This is a genomic window from Acinetobacter sp. NIPH 1852, assembly GCF_022549455.1.
GTDB lineage: Bacteria > Pseudomonadota > Gammaproteobacteria > Pseudomonadales > Moraxellaceae > Acinetobacter.
In genome coordinates this window covers 15508-31238 of sequence record NZ_JAKZGG010000022.1, presented here as the reverse complement: position 1 = coordinate 31238, position 15731 = coordinate 15508, and the positions used below count along the sequence as shown (strand labels likewise).

The 15731-nt window shown below is 40.6% G+C and carries 15 protein-coding genes; 2 read left to right on the top strand and 13 right to left on the bottom strand.

What is annotated here, in order from left to right; translation table 11 throughout:
• Positions 1-300: 300 nt before the first annotated feature.
• The 12 genes from MMO38_RS14620 to MMO38_RS14565 all read right to left on the bottom strand — a co-directional run bounded on the left by MMO38_RS14620 (position 301) and on the right by MMO38_RS14565 (position 10642).
• A complete protein-coding gene (locus MMO38_RS14620) occupies positions 301-609 on the bottom strand; it encodes a hypothetical protein (RefSeq protein WP_241324005.1) in 309 nt (102 codons plus the stop codon).
• A gap of 202 nt (positions 610-811) precedes the next feature.
• Positions 812-1810 carry a DNA polymerase III subunit delta' gene (locus MMO38_RS14615; protein ID WP_241324015.1) on the bottom strand — a complete coding sequence of 333 codons (999 nt, stop codon included), beginning with the start codon at positions 1808-1810 and terminating at the stop codon, positions 812-814.
• Positions 1811-1814: 4 nt separating this feature from the next.
• Positions 1815-2576: a 3-deoxy-manno-octulosonate cytidylyltransferase gene (gene kdsB, locus MMO38_RS14610; RefSeq protein WP_241324004.1), complete on the bottom strand. Its 762-nt coding sequence runs from the start codon at positions 2574-2576 to the stop codon at positions 1815-1817.
• Positions 2577-2585: 9 nt separating this feature from the next.
• Positions 2586-3596: a tetraacyldisaccharide 4'-kinase gene (gene lpxK, locus MMO38_RS14605; protein ID WP_241324003.1), complete on the bottom strand. Its 1011-nt coding sequence runs from the start codon at positions 3594-3596 to the stop codon at positions 2586-2588.
• A 2-nt stretch (positions 3597-3598) separates the two neighbouring features.
• The gene (gene msbA, locus MMO38_RS14600) at positions 3599-5326 is read right to left on the bottom strand and encodes a lipid A export permease/ATP-binding protein MsbA (RefSeq protein ID WP_004671402.1); all 1728 of its coding nucleotides are present in this window, start codon (positions 5324-5326) and stop codon (positions 3599-3601) included.
• Positions 5323-5751, bottom strand: coding sequence for a biopolymer transporter ExbD (locus tag MMO38_RS14595; RefSeq protein ID WP_004671404.1), 429 nt, complete (start codon positions 5749-5751; stop codon positions 5323-5325). The genes msbA and MMO38_RS14595 overlap by 4 nt, the downstream gene beginning before the upstream one ends.
• A gap of 14 nt (positions 5752-5765) precedes the next feature.
• Positions 5766-6395, bottom strand: coding sequence for a MotA/TolQ/ExbB proton channel family protein (locus MMO38_RS14590; RefSeq protein WP_241324002.1), 630 nt, complete (start codon positions 6393-6395; stop codon positions 5766-5768).
• A gap of 55 nt (positions 6396-6450) precedes the next feature.
• The gene (locus MMO38_RS14585; RefSeq protein WP_005197195.1) at positions 6451-7338 is read right to left on the bottom strand and encodes a ParB/RepB/Spo0J family partition protein; all 888 of its coding nucleotides are present in this window, start codon (positions 7336-7338) and stop codon (positions 6451-6453) included.
• On the bottom strand, positions 7335-8117 hold the full coding sequence (locus MMO38_RS14580) for a ParA family protein (RefSeq protein WP_005197197.1): 783 nt from the start codon (positions 8115-8117) through the stop codon (positions 7335-7337). Before MMO38_RS14580 ends, MMO38_RS14585 begins: the two co-directional genes overlap by 4 nt.
• 18 nt (positions 8118-8135) lie before the next feature.
• Positions 8136-8771 (bottom strand): 16S rRNA (guanine(527)-N(7))-methyltransferase RsmG, encoded by a 636-nt coding sequence (gene rsmG / locus MMO38_RS14575; RefSeq protein ID WP_004671412.1) that lies wholly within the window; start codon positions 8769-8771, stop codon positions 8136-8138.
• 168 nt (positions 8772-8939) lie between these two features.
• Entirely contained in the window at positions 8940-9629 is a 690-nt protein-coding gene (murU, locus tag MMO38_RS14570; protein WP_241324001.1) for an N-acetylmuramate alpha-1-phosphate uridylyltransferase MurU, read from the bottom strand.
• Positions 9629-10642 carry a phosphotransferase gene (locus tag MMO38_RS14565; RefSeq protein ID WP_241324000.1) on the bottom strand — a complete coding sequence of 338 codons (1014 nt, stop codon included), beginning with the start codon at positions 10640-10642 and terminating at the stop codon, positions 9629-9631. The genes murU and MMO38_RS14565 overlap by 1 nt, the downstream gene beginning before the upstream one ends.
• 118 nt (positions 10643-10760) lie before the next feature.
• On the opposite strand from MMO38_RS14565, the gene lptD reads away from it, so the two are divergent.
• Positions 10761-13235: an LPS assembly protein LptD gene (lptD, locus tag MMO38_RS14560; protein WP_241323999.1), complete on the top strand. Its 2475-nt coding sequence runs from the start codon at positions 10761-10763 to the stop codon at positions 13233-13235.
• A complete protein-coding gene (locus MMO38_RS14555; protein WP_004671417.1) occupies positions 13235-14542 on the top strand; it encodes a peptidylprolyl isomerase in 1308 nt (435 codons plus the stop codon). The genes lptD and MMO38_RS14555 overlap by 1 nt, the downstream gene beginning before the upstream one ends.
• Before the next feature lie 118 nt (positions 14543-14660).
• Here the strand turns inward: MMO38_RS14555 and fba are convergent, their stop codons facing one another.
• Positions 14661-15698, bottom strand: coding sequence for a class II fructose-bisphosphate aldolase (fba, locus tag MMO38_RS14550; protein WP_004671418.1), 1038 nt, complete (start codon positions 15696-15698; stop codon positions 14661-14663).
• Positions 15699-15731 lie beyond the last annotated feature (33 nt).

Below are 15731 nucleotides of genomic sequence, written 5' to 3'. Positions count from 1 at the left end.
AAAAACTATCAATTCGCTTTGATCTGTTTTATAAACGTCCTTTGAATTACCGCTTACTTAGTATCTATACATGATTTATCATTTGATTATAGAAAACAATCCTAGAAACAACAAATGCTGTTTCAGCAAAATGTTGCGAAAACACTCAAAACGGCTTGTATTTAGCTAGATTAGGGGTTTTACATAGACCTTGCGCCACACGACATCAGACCAAACTTTCAAATCATGCTTACGACAAAAACTAAAAAACCGCTCATCATCAGAATACATCATGAGCGGTTTACTTTATTTTAAAAGGGCTTATTTTTCAGTGCACTTATAATCAAAATTTAGTTTACTAATCGCTTGATCGGTATGTCGTGTCACAACAGCGATCTGCCGCGCCCCTGCTTCAATATACAGTTTACCGCTGAACTGATTCGATTTTGCATTTTGTTCGTTATGATTAAATGAGTAGCTATACACGCACTCATAGGCTTGTGAACCATGATTAGATGCGTTGATCAGAATAGATGAGCCATTGATATTTGACTCAAACTTGGGCTCAGCCATTGCAATGGCTGGTAAAATTACAAGTGATAATGCAACAGCTATAGATCTTATTTTCATCATCATATTCCTTATTTTTTGATATTATTGTGAAGTACCTCACATTTTATATATTTTTAGTTCGGAAGTTATAATAAAAAACAATTTAAATACAATCTTTACAAAACATCTTAAAATGCAGTCCCACCTTAAAAGTGACTATCCAATTAGCCACAAAAATAGGGATTCTTGCGAATCAAAAGCATGATAGTCCATCACTTTGTTATTGCGAAAACCCAAGCTCAACATCCATCAACTGAATAAATAACTCATCTACGACCAATTGCGACTGTACATTCTGCGCCACCATCAGCTTCTTTTGTTGTACGTCAGCATAAATCGCAAATAAGTGTTCTAAATGATATTGTTCAGCTAAATCTCGAAAATCTAAATCATCATTTCTCAATGATTGATTCAACTTAAAACTAATTAAATCAGCTAATAAATATTCGAACATGGTCATAAATTCTGTAAAACTTAACTCTTTAGACCATTTGTTGGCATAGTGCAACGGCATACTTTTTTCAGCAACTAATTTTAGCCAATCACTTAAAAACGAAGTGCGTTTTTGCAACCAACCACTTTGCTCTATTTCAATCGCTGTCAATGGCATTCCGTTGGCTAGATTTAACAATAATGAAATATGTTGAGTGCCAATGTTTGGAACTTGTTGTTGCACAAATGACTGTGCATCTTCCAAACTTAAGCGATCTAAAGCGAAACGTTGCAAACGACTGCGAATCGTTGCAGGTAATTTTAAATAATGATCGGCAAGTAAAATCAAAATGACTTTCTCACCCGGTTCTTCAAGTGTTTTCAGTAAAGCATTTGCAGAAGCCATATTTAACGCTTCCGCAGGTTCAATCACGATAACTCGCCACCCCTCACCAGTTTGCTGAACAAAAGGAAGTAAATCTCGTATTTTTTCTATTTTAATTTTCGCATTTTGTTTTTTATTATCTTCATCTGTGGTGATGTGCACATAATTCGGATGTGTATCTGATTTCAACCATTGGCAGCTTGCACATTCGCCACAGGCTGCTTGAGGCTGTTTATTCGCACATAATATCCAAGCAACAAAGCGCTCAGCAAACTCTTTTTTAGCACAGCCTTGCTTGCCATAGAATAATAGGCCATGCCCTATTTCTGGAAATCGGGTTGTAAGCAATTCCCAAGTTTGTTCATGCCAAGCGTAAGTTTTTGTAGACTGGATATCGACGATCATATTATTCAAATGCACTCACTGGCATTGCATTCAGTCGATCTAAATCAGCTTGAGTATCGACACCTGGTGGTAAGTTGGCTTCGGCAACTGCAATCGCAATACGATGGCCATTTTCTAGCACTCGAAGTTGCTCCAAACTTTCTAATTGCTCTAATTGACCTTGATCCCATGTGACATATTCTTGCAGTAATTTCACTCGATAGGCATATAAACCTAAATGACGAAATGCCTGATCATGTACCTTGGCTTCAGCTTGTTTCGCGCCATCACGATCATATGGAATTGTGGCACGACTAAAATAGAGTGCTTCATTGCGATTAGACATCACGACTTTAACGATACTATCGCGGTGAAACTCATCTAAATGATAAATTCGCTCGCACAATGTTGACATTGAACATTGAGGATTATCAACAAGAAGCTGTGTTACTTGTTTAACGAGCTGTGCAGGAAGCAATGGTTCATCACCTTGAACATTGACAATAATATCGTCTGCTGCCCAACCTTTAATGCGTGCAACCTCACTCAAACGATCTGTCCCAGATGGATGGTCGGCACTGGTTAAAACCACATCCACACCTTCGGCACGACAAACATCAGCAATTCGAGGATCATCAGTGGCTACACATAAATCGTCAAAGCCATCAACCTTACTCGCCTGATCGACCACACGTAAAATCATCGGACGACCATGAATCAATAAAAGTGGTTTTGCTGGCAAACGAGAACTCGCAAAACGAGCAGGTATAACGATATGTTTCATGGTGTTTCTCTAAGAAAATTGAATACCGACTTGTTGCAACTGCTGTTTCAACAAATCATAACAATCAGATGATAAAACAGCTTCAACTGGCACAACCCAAATTGGGATATTAAAATCAGGATGCTGTTGCAATAAACTTTTAAATTTTACAGCATCTTTTTCAGTCGTAATAATTGCATCTTGCGAATCAAAGATTAAATCTTCGACTTCATAATCATAATGATCTGGAAACTCATGCGCTTGATATTGACTCACACCAAGCTTACTCAATGTTTGATAAAAGCGCTGTGGAAAGCCAATACCGACGACCGCATTAAAATATTGATTTGCATCAAACCAACTTAACGCCAAGTGAGTATTGAGTAAATAAGGCTGTCCCACATCTAAATGCATATTGTTATGTGGCTGAGCAACTTTAGTATGCTCGATGACCGTGCTGCTTTTTAATCTTGATTTTGGTTCTCGCAAATACCCTTCAGGTAATAGCTTTTCATTACCTAAACCACGGTTTTGATCTAAAACAATCCATTCAATCTGACGACCCAAAGCCCAATGCTGAAGACCATCATCACTAATAATCAAATCAAGATCACCCGCGGTTCGCAACAGCAACTCTATAGATGCTTGACGATTTGGCCCAACCGCCATCGGCACATCAGTCGATTGAACAATCAAACAAGGCTCATCACCAACAACGGAGGGCTCAGATGACTGTTCCACGCTTGCAGGAAAAGGACCTTGTCCGCCATAACCACGACTGATCACCCCAACACGTACACCTTGCTGTTGTAAATATTTCACCAACTCAATCAGCAATGGGGTTTTACCACTTCCACCAACCGTAATATTACCAATCACCATGATGGGCACAGGCGCGTGATAAACACTTTTGATGCCTACTTTATACAAGCTTTGATTTAGACAAAAACCAAACCGATATAACCATGACAATGGGCGCAAAACAATTAACCATGAAGCTTGTTCATTCCAAGCATCTTGTATACGTTGCGCCATCGACATGCTTAATCTTCCTCAAAATTACGCTGATGTAACTGGTAGTACATACCATGTTTAGCAAGTAACTCTGTATGCGTACCCTGCTCTATAATCGTACCTTTGTCCATCACGACAATAATATCCGCATTTTCAACCGTTGATAGACGGTGTGCAATCACGATCGTGGTACGACCTTGCATCGCCTCATCAAATGCTTGTTGAATAAAGTATTCGGACTCATTATCAAGCGCACTGGTTGCTTCATCTAAAATCAAGATCGGTGAATTTTTCAAAATTGCTCTGGCAATCGCAATACGCTGACGTTGACCACCAGATAGATTTAAACCTTGTGCACCTAGAACGGTGTCATACCCATGCGGCAACTCCATAATAAAGTCATGCGCATAGGCTGCTTTAGCCGCTGCAATGATTTGCTCATCACTTGAATCTTGCAGTTGTCCATAGGCGATATTGTCACGCACGCTACGGTTGAATAGCACCACTTGTTGGTTCACCATCGCAATTTGCGAACGCAAACTAAGCAACTCAATCTCTTGAACAGGAATATCATCAAAATAAATCTGACCGCGACTCAGTTCTTGGAAGCGCGGCAACATATTCACTAACGAGGTTTTACCCGCACCAGAGCGCCCAACCAATGCAATCGTTTGCCCAGCTTTTATATCTAAAGTGAAATCTTTAATCGCATGGGTGCCATCGCTATATTGCAAATTTGCATGATCAAATCGAATATTGCCTTTCAATGCAGGTTTTAATTGGCCTTTATTTTCTTCTTCTGGTAGATCCAATAACTCAAAAACTGAATGCGCAGCAGCTAAACCACGTTGTAGTTTTTCATTGATATCCGTTAAGTTTTTCACTGGCTTAGAAATCAAACCTGCAGCAGTAATATAAGCTACAAATTCACCAGCTGAAGTATCACCAAATACTTGTGGTCTTAACGCTAACCAAAGAATAAGTGCCATTGCACAAGACAAAACAAGCTGAACAACAGGACTGTTAATATTTTGAACCACGACCATTTTTAAACCACGGCGAAGGTTTTCTACCGATGATGTATAAAAACGTTGTTGTTCGAAAGCTTCACCTGTAAAACTTTTGACTACTGAATTACCATTAATGGTTTCTTGAACCACGTGATTGACATCACCCATGGTATTTTGTACTTGCAGTGAAAGCTTACGCATTCGTTTCGCAGCAACACGAACTAACAAGCCAATCACAGGCATAAATACAATAATACAAAGCGTTAAGCGCCAGTTGGTATAAAATAAATAACTGAGCAGCGCGATCACAATTAAACCATCTTTTACGACGGTTTGCAGTGAGTCCGACGAGGCTGCTGTTAACTGTTGTACGTTGTACATCAACTTAGAACTGATATGTCCTGAAGTATTATCAAGATAATATTGTGCAGGTAGCCTTAGGAGTTTCGCATAAACCTCTTGGCGAATACTAAACACCAATCTTCTTGAAATTACTGCTGTAAAGTAGCCACCTAGAAACAAGCCTATGCCGCGGAAAAACATAAGCAAAATAATTAAAACTGGAAACCAGTTTAAATTTTCTCGACTACCTTCCTGAATCGCATCAATAATATATTTAAGTAGTTTAGCGACCGACACCTCGGTGGCGGCATTGATACTAAAACCAAGCAATACTAATAAGGCAACGCCCCAATAAGATTTTAAATAAGTTAAAAGACGCAAATAGACTTTAAAATCTTGACTCACTCAGTAAAACCTCTAGTTGGAACTTTAGTGCTAATGTTGACATTGACAAAGCCAAGCTGTCCCGCCACATCCATCACACGAATCACATCTTGATGTGCTGCATTTGAATCAGCGGCAATAATGAACATAAAATCTCGGCGATCTTGGGCAACTTGTTTAATTGCAGTGCTTAGGTCAGCAATTTCTTTGCTTGATAATGCTTGACCATTCACAGAATAATACCCTTTTGAGTCTACCATGATTTCAATTTTGTGATCGAATTGTTTCGGCGGAACGCCTTGCGCATCAGGCAGCGTAAGATTTATACGACTTTGCTGACTAAAAGTGGTTGAAAGCAATAAAAACACCAAAATAAATAACATGCAATCAATCATTGGTGTCAAATTGATATGAATATCTTCAACCTGAGAACGTTTAAATTTCATCATGACACCTATGCTTAGCTTGCACGACGGTGTTCTTGTACATGCGCTGCTTTTTTATAAAAAAGCGCGGCATGAAACAATGTTGATTGTTGCTCTAGCTCAGCAACATATTCATGTACTACTCGTTGAAAATAGCGGTACGCAATCATGGCAGGAATAGCAATTAACATCCCGACAGCAGTGGTAATTAACGCAGTCGAAATCCCTGGCATCATCATGCTTGCATTACCAGAAGAACCAATATCAACCACCAAAAAAGCCTCGATGATGCCAATAACCGTACCCAACAAGCCAAGTAATGGTGCGATTGCACCTAATGTACCTAAAAAATTGATATTCTTTTCTAGATAACTGATTTCTTGTGAAGCCGTGGCTTCCATTTGCGCACGAGCAAATTGCTCACCTTGGTTTTGATGTTTATAGCCCGCTTTTAGGATACGACCTAAAGGGCTATTTTGAGCGTCATCATGTTCTAAATGTGAAATAACTGATTCTACATCAGCCCCCTGAACAAGGAGTGCTTGAGGTAAAACCTGCGAACGCTTCAAGCGGATGAAACGCTCAATGATAATCGCAACCGTAAAAATTGATGAGAAAATAAGGGGCAGCATCAACCAGCCACCCGCTTTCACAAGTTCCCACATATTATTCCCCAATAATATTTAAAATATAAAAGGATGGTTTCTCAATATTATCAGTTTAATTCGGTAAACAAATATTTAGGATTCCATCCAACTCATCCAATGAATGATATTGAATCACTAATTTCCCTTTGCCTTTTTGATTATGGTCTATTTTCACATTTGCCCCAAAACGTTCAGATAACTTTTGAGTCAGTTGTTCAATATCTGGAGAAATTAGCGCCTTTTCCTTTTCAGGTTTTGGCTCATTCCACTCACGAACCAATTGTTCAGTTTGACGTACCGATAAGCCTTTTTCAATAACGATATCTACAACTGCAATTTGATCTTTGGCCTTTAGGGTCAAAATGGCACGTGCGTGCCCCATATCGATTTGACCTTGCTGCATAAAGTCTTTAATTGGGTCAGCCAAACTGAGTAACCGCAATAAATTACTAACTGTCGTCCGTGCTTTACCAACAGTTTCAGCAATCTCCTGATGACTTAAACCAAATTCTTCATGGAAACGCTGTAAAGCTAAAGCCTGATCGATCGGATTTAAATCTTGACGTTGAATATTCTCGATTAACGCCAAAGCAATCGCCACTTGATCATTGAGTTCACGCACAATTGCAGGGATTTCTGTCAATCCCGCCATCTGCGCTGCGCGCCAACGACGCTCACCCGCAATAATTTCGTATGGATACTGTTCATCGTCGACAGGACGAATCACAATTGGTTGCATCACACCATGTTTTTCAATCGAAGAAGCAAGCTCTTTTAACTCTTGCTCCTGAATAAAACGACGCGGCTGATACTCCCCACGTTTCAATAAATTGACATCAATCTGCTTGAGTTGACCATGATCTAAAGCTTGTGCTTCAAGTTGCAATTTCTCTTTCTGAATTGAACCCAGTAGCGCATCTAAACCACGACCTTTAGCCAACCCGCGTTTTTTGATGCTCATACAGCACTTCCTTTTTTCACTTTACTTTTCTTCAATATTTCTGCGGCCAAATTCAAATATGCGACCGCACCTTTCGAGCTTTTTTCAAAATAGATCACAGGTAAACCGTGTGCGGGTGCTTCAGCCAAACGGATATTTCTTGGTACAACCGTATCATACAGTTTCTTACCAAAATATTGCTCCAACTCAGCCGAGACATCACGTGTCAATGCATTACGAGCATCGTACATGGTACGTAATACCCCAACAATTTCCAAGTTTGGATTAAGGGCTTTTTGTATACGATCAATTGTTTGGGTTAAATCAGCCAACCCTTCCAAAGCATAATACTCACATTGCATTGGTATAATCACACCAGTGACTGCAGCCAAGGCATTGACCGTAATAAGGCTTAAACTTGGCGCACAGTCGACAATAATATAATCATAAGATGCGGAAATTTCTTGCAATGCATTTTTAAGAATAAACTCGCGTCCATCTTGCTCTGCAATTGCAAGCTCGACACCTGCAAGCTCACGATTTGCGCCTAAAACCTTATAACCCACCTCGGCTTTTTGAATTGCGGTCTCGATCGGAACTTCACCCAGAAGGACGTCGGTTATTGAATAAAGTAGATCATTTTTTTGAACGCCAGACCCCATCGTGGCATTGCCTTGTGAGTCCATATCAATCAACAAGACACGTTTCTTTAAGATCGCCAAGGACGCAGCAAGATTTACGGCTGTCGTGGTTTTCCCGACACCACCTTTTTGGTTTGCAATCGCAATAATTTGAGCCATGATTACCCTTAATATTTTTTATTGAATACGTTGAAGTAAAAGTAAATGACGCTGTTCATCCAATCTTGGTACCCGAAGCTCAATCACTTTACACGAATATTTATCTTTCAACTGCTCAACCTCATCCGTTGGAATTAAGCCTTTCATCGCAGCAATGATGCTCTGCTCATGCATATAAGGTTGTGCCGCATCCACAAAGTCAGACAATGATGCAAAAGCTCGACTTGTAATGACATCGAAATGACCAAGCTCATTGATGCTTTCTTCATTTTCAACACGTGTTTGCACTGCAATTACATTTTTTAGCTTCAAATCTGCGATAAATTGTTTCAAGAAACGAATCTTTTTACCATTTGAATCCAACAACACACAATGACGTTCTGGTTGACACAATGCAATGATCATGCCCGGCATACCACCACCAGTACCCACATCCAACAAACGCCCCTGTGGTAAATCTTTTAAGATACTTAAACTATCCAATAAATGTTTAACCAACATTTCTTTAGGGTCACGAATAGCCGTCAGGTTATATGCCTTATTCCATAGCACTAAAGCATCTTGATATTTCAGTAAGAGTGTTAGGGTTTCTTCGCTTAGGCTTAATCCTAAGGCTTGACTTCCTTGCTTTAATTCTTGAAAAAAAGGATGCATAACGGTGCAACATCTCGATAAATTTGCTGTGCAGTATACCGATTTCTGATACAAGACACAGTAGGACTTGTTGAACGATTATGCAGTTAAACATCTTACAGCATGATAAACTGCATAATCCTCTGTATTTTGCCATTCTTCATACAAATCAAAGATAGACAAGGTATTTTATAAAAGCTCGCCTTGCTGAATTTGTTGATCAAGTTGTTCTAAACGCTCAGGCGTTCCAACATCCACCCAAACGGCTTGCATTTTCTCAGCCGAAACCTGCTGTTGTTGCATCGCTTGCTTTAACAATGGTGCTAACGGTCGCTTTCCACCCTCTAAACCAGCAAACATTTGTGGAGATAATACCGCCACACCACTATAAGTCAGCGCCTCACCCAATTGTGCCTGCTCAAAAGTATAAGCATGCTCATTTGCTAGAACAAAGTCACCTTTTAGATGTTGTGGTGGGTTTTCAACCAACACCAAATGTGCTTTTTTATCACCCAGCTCAACATTCAACAACGAGGAAAAATCCATCGTCGTCCATACATCACCATTGACCAAGATAAATGGCTGATCACCCAACAACGGCAATGCATTGATGATTCCACCCGCAGTTTCAAGCCCTTCACCTTCATGCGACCACAGTATATTTACACCAAATTGGCTGCCATCACCTAAATCAGCAACAAGTTTTTCAGCTAACCAAGCCGTATTAATGACGATTTCAGTTATACCGATTTGTTGTAGCTTTTCAATATGCCAAACAATCAATGGTTTCCCACCGACTTCTAACAGAGGTTTTGGCGTATGTAGGGTTAGAGGTCGCATGCGATTGCCCAGACCCGCAGCAAGAATCATCGCTTTCATTATGCCGCAACCTCGTAATTACCATATTTCACAACAAACTTCGGCATCACCACATCACGAATGAACTGCATAAAGTCATTTAATTCATCATAGCCTTGGCTTTCTTCAAGCAAATACCACATCACTCGTGGCAAATCACTTAAATAACCAGATTTTCCGTCGCGCTCAAACAAACGCACAAAAATACCTAGAATTTTGAGATGACGCTGAATCGCCATAAGATCTGCATCGCGTTTGAACTGTTCAAAACTGCGGCTTTCTCTGGCAGAACTAGGCAACAAATTATAAAACAGCTCAAACCAGTGATACACACGTTCAGCATTCCATTGCACATAAGCATCACGTGTAATCGAAATGAGATCATAAGTGTCAGCACCAATCACAGCATCCTGAAAATCAATCACACCCAAATCTTGTTCATTCCCAATTTTCATGAGGTTTCGACTATGAAAGTCACGGTGCACAATCACTTGTGGTTGATTGATCGCCTCGACAGCCAGAAAGTCAAATGCTTGCTCAATCGTTTCAAGCTGCTGTTCTGTAGGCTGAATATTCAACGAAGGCAACAACCACTCCGTCAATAATCGCATTTCAGTCATTAACTTTTCATACGAATATGCTGGCAAATGGTCTCGGCCATCAATTTGCTGCAATTCGATCAACTGCTTAAAACTCTGCGCATAGTATTGATCGACTGTTTCATCATTCAACAATGTAGATAGCACTACATCACCAAAATCTTCTAACAGCAGCAAACCTTGCGCTAAGTCTTTCGCAACGATATGGGGCACACGAACACCATGCTGATCAAAGAACTCATCAATACTCACAAATGGAATACAATCTTCTTTTTCAGGAGGAGCATCCATCAGCATATATGTTTTGTTTTGTAACTTGATTCGCGCATAGCGGCGGAAGCTAGCATCACCCGCTAAAAAGCTGATCTCGAACTGATCAGATTGCAGCGTGGTATGCAGCCAAGTTTGTATCAATTGTTCACGTTGTGTATTCATTTGCAATAAAATCTAAAACTAGCTGAGATTTTGAAAGCTTAAGTGTAGCCACTTATCAACTTTTTCTCTATGATGCGACAATAATTAATTGTGAATTAGCATATTGGTTAATGAGACAATGAAACATCAGTTTAAATATAATCCTTTAGCAACTGCTATTTTGACACTCTTGTGTGGCGGCTCGATTCAATCAAGTCTCGCAGCGGATCAATCTGTGCCGTTTACGTCTCATGCCTCTACGCTTGACAATACACAGCTCAAAGCCCTTGCTCAACAGGAGCAAGAGACTTATGCAGGAGAAAAATTTTTCCAGCAATATTATGTTGACAAGTCTGCGCCAGAAGCACAATTACGCAACAACCAATATTTAAGTTCAGCTTTCTGTCAAGGCACATGGGTCACACCGATCAACCCAGTCACCAAAACTGCTGATCAGAATGCAACAACATCCGTCATTACAGCAGATTATGGACACTACGATCCAAATGGCGAGTCTGTTTTGCAAGGTAATGTTGTGATTGATCAAGAAGGTCGTATGATTCGTGCAGATCACGTCATTCTTGATTCCACGCAAACTCATGCAAATGCACAAGGTCGTGTTCAACTTGCACAAGCTGGCTTACTCACCCAAAGTGATCAGATCAACTATAACTTAAAGACTCAAACAGGCGATTTAAACAATAGTTTCTATATCGCTGAACAACAGCATGCGCATGGTCATGCCAACCAAATTCGACGTCAAAATGAAAATCTAGTTGTTTTTACAGATGCAAGCTATACCGCATGTCCACCCGGCCAAAAACCAGCATGGAAAATCCAAGCCAAGCAAATTGAACTTAATCAAGAGAGTGGACGTGGTGTCACACGTGGCACAAAACTCTATGTAAAAGATGTACCTGTACTTGCTGTACCCTATTTTAACTTCCCTATAGATGACCGACGCACTACTGGTATGCTAAGCCCTAACTTTGGCTATAGTAACGATGGTGGCGCACAACTCGCCGTACCTGTCTACCTCAATCTCGCGCCGAACTACGATCTAACACTTACACCAAGTTTTATGAGTAAACGTGGTGTTAAGTTAGATGCCGAATACCGCTACATGACCGAAAACTTCGGTTCAGGTCAAATTTGGGGTGGTTATATACCAAATGATAAAGAGTACGACAAAGAAAATCGCTCAGATCTACACCTTATTCATAATTGGTTCATCAATAATCAATGGTCAACTCACTTAGAATACAATTACGCATCGGATAAAGATTATTTTTCTGATTTCAATAACAACCCAAACACGAGAACCGATTTAAACTTACGTCGTGCGTGGGAACTTAATTATCGAAATGGTATTCCTGGACTCAAAGCACAGTTAAAAGTTGAAGACTTCCAAACCCTTGATAAAGAAATCGAAGATAAAGATAAGCCTTATGCACGTCTACCTCAGTTCTTATTGAATTACGTCACTGGTAACCCACAAGGACTACAGTACGAATTCAATAATGATACCGCTTATTTTAAAAAATCTATTAGTGATGGCTCTGCCTTAGAGTCTAGCGGTACACGTATCTACAATCAATTCGCAGTACGTTACAACTATATTACACCTTCATGGTTTTATGTCATCCCAGAAGCCTCTATACGCAGCATCAATACTTTTTATGATCGAGACTCAAAAGAAGGTCGCGGACTTTCTACCTCAGATGACTTAGAGAAATCCGTTGTCGTCCCTCAATTTACGCTTGCGACAGGTTTGACCTTTGAAAAAGATGGTAAATACCTACAAAGTATTTCCCCTCGTGCTTTCTATGCCTATTCACCATATAAAAAGCAAGACGACTATCCGAACTTCGACTCGACTACAGCCTCGATCAGCTATGACCAACTTTTCAATCCTTATCGCTTTTATGGACATGACCGCCTAGAAGATAATAACTTTTTATCTTTAGGTCTAACTTACAGTCTATTGGATATGGAAGGTTTGGAGCGTATTCGTGCTAGTGTCGGTCAAAGTTACTACTTCAACGATCGTCGTGTCAGTTTAAATGAGGAACTTGATCGCTTTGATACACAAAGTCGCACAGGACCAATCGTGAGCTTATCTAGCCAACTGAATCAGAATGTCACTATTAGTGCAAACTCAGCTTGGATGTCAAATGGAGATAACGCACAACGCGATTTCCAAGCCTACTACACGGGTGATAAAGGCAATCTCTACAATGTCGGTTATTTCTACCGAAAAGACATTAAAGATCGCCAAGATGCATATGACCAAGTTGTTGCATCCTTTATACAACCTGTAAAAGATAATTGGCGTATTATGGGTCATGCTCAATATGACCTAGACAATAATCTGATACGAGAATATTTACTTGGCGTAAATTACGAATCATGTTGTTGGGCTGTCTCAGTTTATGGTCGCTCTTACTATAATGATTTGGATGATCCAAACCTTCCAGACGTACATAGAAAGCGCGCTGTAATGGCGGAGTTCACACTTAAAGGTCTAGGTGCTTTAAACAATAAACTTGCTTCTCTTCTTGAGAATAGAGTTTTAGGCTTTAACAAAATCAATCAATCTTGGACACAACGTTAATGAAGATAAAACATTTTCAACATATCTTTAGAGCCACTGTTCTCGCTGCCCTAATTTCTTCATCAATGCAAAGCTTTGCTCAACCTACGGATGAGGTTGTTGCAATTGTGGATAGTAGTGTCATTCTCAGAAGTGATTTAGTGCAAGGAATTGCTGAAACCGAACACCAGTTAAAAGCGCAAAATAAGCCAGTCCCTCCACAACAATACTTACAAATGCAGGTTTTGGATCAACTTATTGTTCGCCAAGCCCAACTGGAACAAGTAAAGCGCTATGGTATTAAAGCCGATGAAAATAGCTTAAATGCTGCAGTATTGAGAGTTGCAAACCAGTCTGGTTCAAGCACACTCTCCGCTTTCCAGCAAAAGCTAGATGCGATTGCACCGGGTACTTATGAAAACTTACGTAATCGTATTGCTGAAGATCTTGCAATTGGTCGTCTGCGCCAACAACAAGTCATGTCTCGCATCAAAATCAGCGATCATGATGTTGAAAACTTTTTAAACTCACCAGAAGGTCAAGCCGCACTTGGTACGCAAGTTCATGTCATCCATATGCGTATTGCTGGTGAAAATACCGCTGAAGTACAAAAAGTTGCTCAAGAAGTAAGAAAATCTCTAACTACGAGTGATGATCCCAAAGCCATCAGCACCAAGTTTTCGACTTCAGCAGTTACCGTTGATGGTGCAGATATGGGCTTCCGCTCTTTATCAGACATTCCAACAGAGCTATCTGCACGCATTACCCCATTAAAAGTCGGACAAACGACTGAACTCGTTAACGTTCGTGATGGCACACATGTCTTAAAATTGCTTGATCGCAAACAAAATGATCAAAAAGCCCTAGTACCCCAATATCAAACACGCCACATCCTCATTCAATCATCAGAGGTTGTTAGCCTCGATCGTGCCAAACAAATGATTGATAGCCTCTATAATAGAGTCAAGGCTGGTGATGATTTTGCGACCCTCGCTGCAACCTATTCAAATGATCCTGGTTCAGCTCGTGATGGCGGAAGTCTTGGCTGGGTGAGTCCAGGTGTGATGGTGCCAGAGTTTGACAAGGTCATGAAAGACATACCTGTTGGACAAGTAAGTGAACCATTCCAAAGCCAATTTGGTTGGCATATTTTAGAAGTTATGGACACTCGCCAACAAGATATGACCAAAGAAGCCCAAGAACGTATGGCTCGTCAGATCTTAGGTGAGCGCCAGTTTGAAATGGAAGTAGATAGTTGGTCACGTGAACTTCGTGCCAATGCCTACGTTGAAATCAAAGATGTTAGCTTAGATGCAAAAGCACAATAAGCATCAGTAAGTAACCACCTTCAAGGAAATGCCAGCTTATCGCTGGCATTTTTTCACTTAAATCACACAAAAAAAACAGCGACAATTGCCGCTGTTTTTAATTCATCACAAATCGGTTTTATTTGTAACGATCGACCATTTTCTCTAAAGAAATTGGGCGAATCTTGTCTGCATTACCCGCTGTACCAAATGCTTCGTAACGAGCGACACAAATATCTTTCATTGCTTCAACAGTTTCGCCAAAGAATTTACGCGGATCAAACTCACTTGGTTTCTCAGCCATCATACGACGCATTGCGCCTGTAGACGCCAAACGCAAATCAGTATCAATATTAATCTTACGCACACCATGCTTGATCGCTTCTACAAGCTGATCTACTGGCACACCATAAGTTTCTTTAATATCGCCACCATATTGATTGATTACCGCCAACCACTCTTGTGGTACAGAGCTTGAACCATGCATCACAAGATGCGTGTTTGGTAACGCAGTATGGATTTCTTTAATGCGATCAATTGCCAAGATATCGCCTGTAGGTGGACGAGTAAACTTGTACGCACCATGTGAAGTGCCTACAGCAATCGCCAAAGCATCTACATTCGTATCTGTAACGAATTGAGTTGCTTCTTCAACAGAGGTTAAAAGCTGAGAATGATCCAGTACACCTTCTGCACCTACACCATCTTCTTCACCAGCCATACCAGTTTCAAGGCTACCCAAGCAACCGATCTCACCTTCAACTGAAACACCACATGCATGTGCCAATGCAACCACGCGACGTGTTACATCAACATTATACTCATACGAAGTTGGCGTTTTACCATCTACACCCAATGAACCATCCATCATCACCGAGCTAAAGCCCAACTGAATCGAACGTTGGCAAATATCAGGACTTGTACCATGATCTTGGTGCATTACCACAGGAATATGTGGCCACTCTTCAATCGCCGCCAAAATAAGATGACGCAAGAAAGGTGCACCTGCGTATTTGCGTGCACCAGCCGAAGCTTGCACGATTACAGGTGAATTTGTCGCATCTGCAGCAAGCATAATTGCGCGCATTTGTTCTAAGTTGTTTACGTTAAACGCTGGTACGCCGTAGTTATGTTCTGCAGCGTGGTCCAAGAGCTGGCGCATCGAGATTAGAGCCATAATATCCTCCCAGGTAATGCGCCATATTCTACA

Bases quoted from the DNA above. Each gene is read 5' to 3' on its own strand.
- rsmG (WP_004671412.1), bottom strand. From the start codon at position 8,771: ATGCATCCTTTTTTTCAAGAATTAAAGCAAGGAAGTCAAGCCTTAGGA.
- MMO38_RS14580 (WP_005197197.1), bottom strand. From the start codon at position 8,117: ATGGCTCAAATTATTGCGATTGCAAACCAAAAAGGTGGTGTCGGGAAA.
- MMO38_RS14585 (WP_005197195.1), bottom strand. From the start codon at position 7,338: ATGAGCATCAAAAAACGCGGGTTGGCTAAAGGTCGTGGTTTAGATGCG.
- murU (WP_241324001.1), bottom strand. From the start codon at position 9,629: ATGAAAGCGATGATTCTTGCTGCGGGTCTGGGCAATCGCATGCGACCT.
- kdsB (WP_241324004.1), bottom strand. From the start codon at position 2,576: ATGAAACATATCGTTATACCTGCTCGTTTTGCGAGTTCTCGTTTGCCA.
- MMO38_RS14620 (WP_241324005.1), bottom strand. From the start codon at position 609: ATGAAAATAAGATCTATAGCTGTTGCATTATCACTTGTAATTTTACCA.
- MMO38_RS14590 (WP_241324002.1), bottom strand. From the start codon at position 6,395: ATGTGGGAACTTGTGAAAGCGGGTGGCTGGTTGATGCTGCCCCTTATT.
- lpxK (WP_241324003.1), bottom strand. From the start codon at position 3,596: ATGTCGATGGCGCAACGTATACAAGATGCTTGGAATGAACAAGCTTCA.
- MMO38_RS14555 (WP_004671417.1), top strand. From the start codon at position 13,235: ATGAAGATAAAACATTTTCAACATATCTTTAGAGCCACTGTTCTCGCT.
- lptD (WP_241323999.1), top strand. From the start codon at position 10,761: ATGAAACATCAGTTTAAATATAATCCTTTAGCAACTGCTATTTTGACA.
- MMO38_RS14565 (WP_241324000.1), bottom strand. From the start codon at position 10,642: ATGAATACACAACGTGAACAATTGATACAAACTTGGCTGCATACCACG.
- MMO38_RS14595 (WP_004671404.1), bottom strand. From the start codon at position 5,751: ATGAAATTTAAACGTTCTCAGGTTGAAGATATTCATATCAATTTGACA.
- fba (WP_004671418.1), bottom strand. From the start codon at position 15,698: ATGGCTCTAATCTCGATGCGCCAGCTCTTGGACCACGCTGCAGAACAT.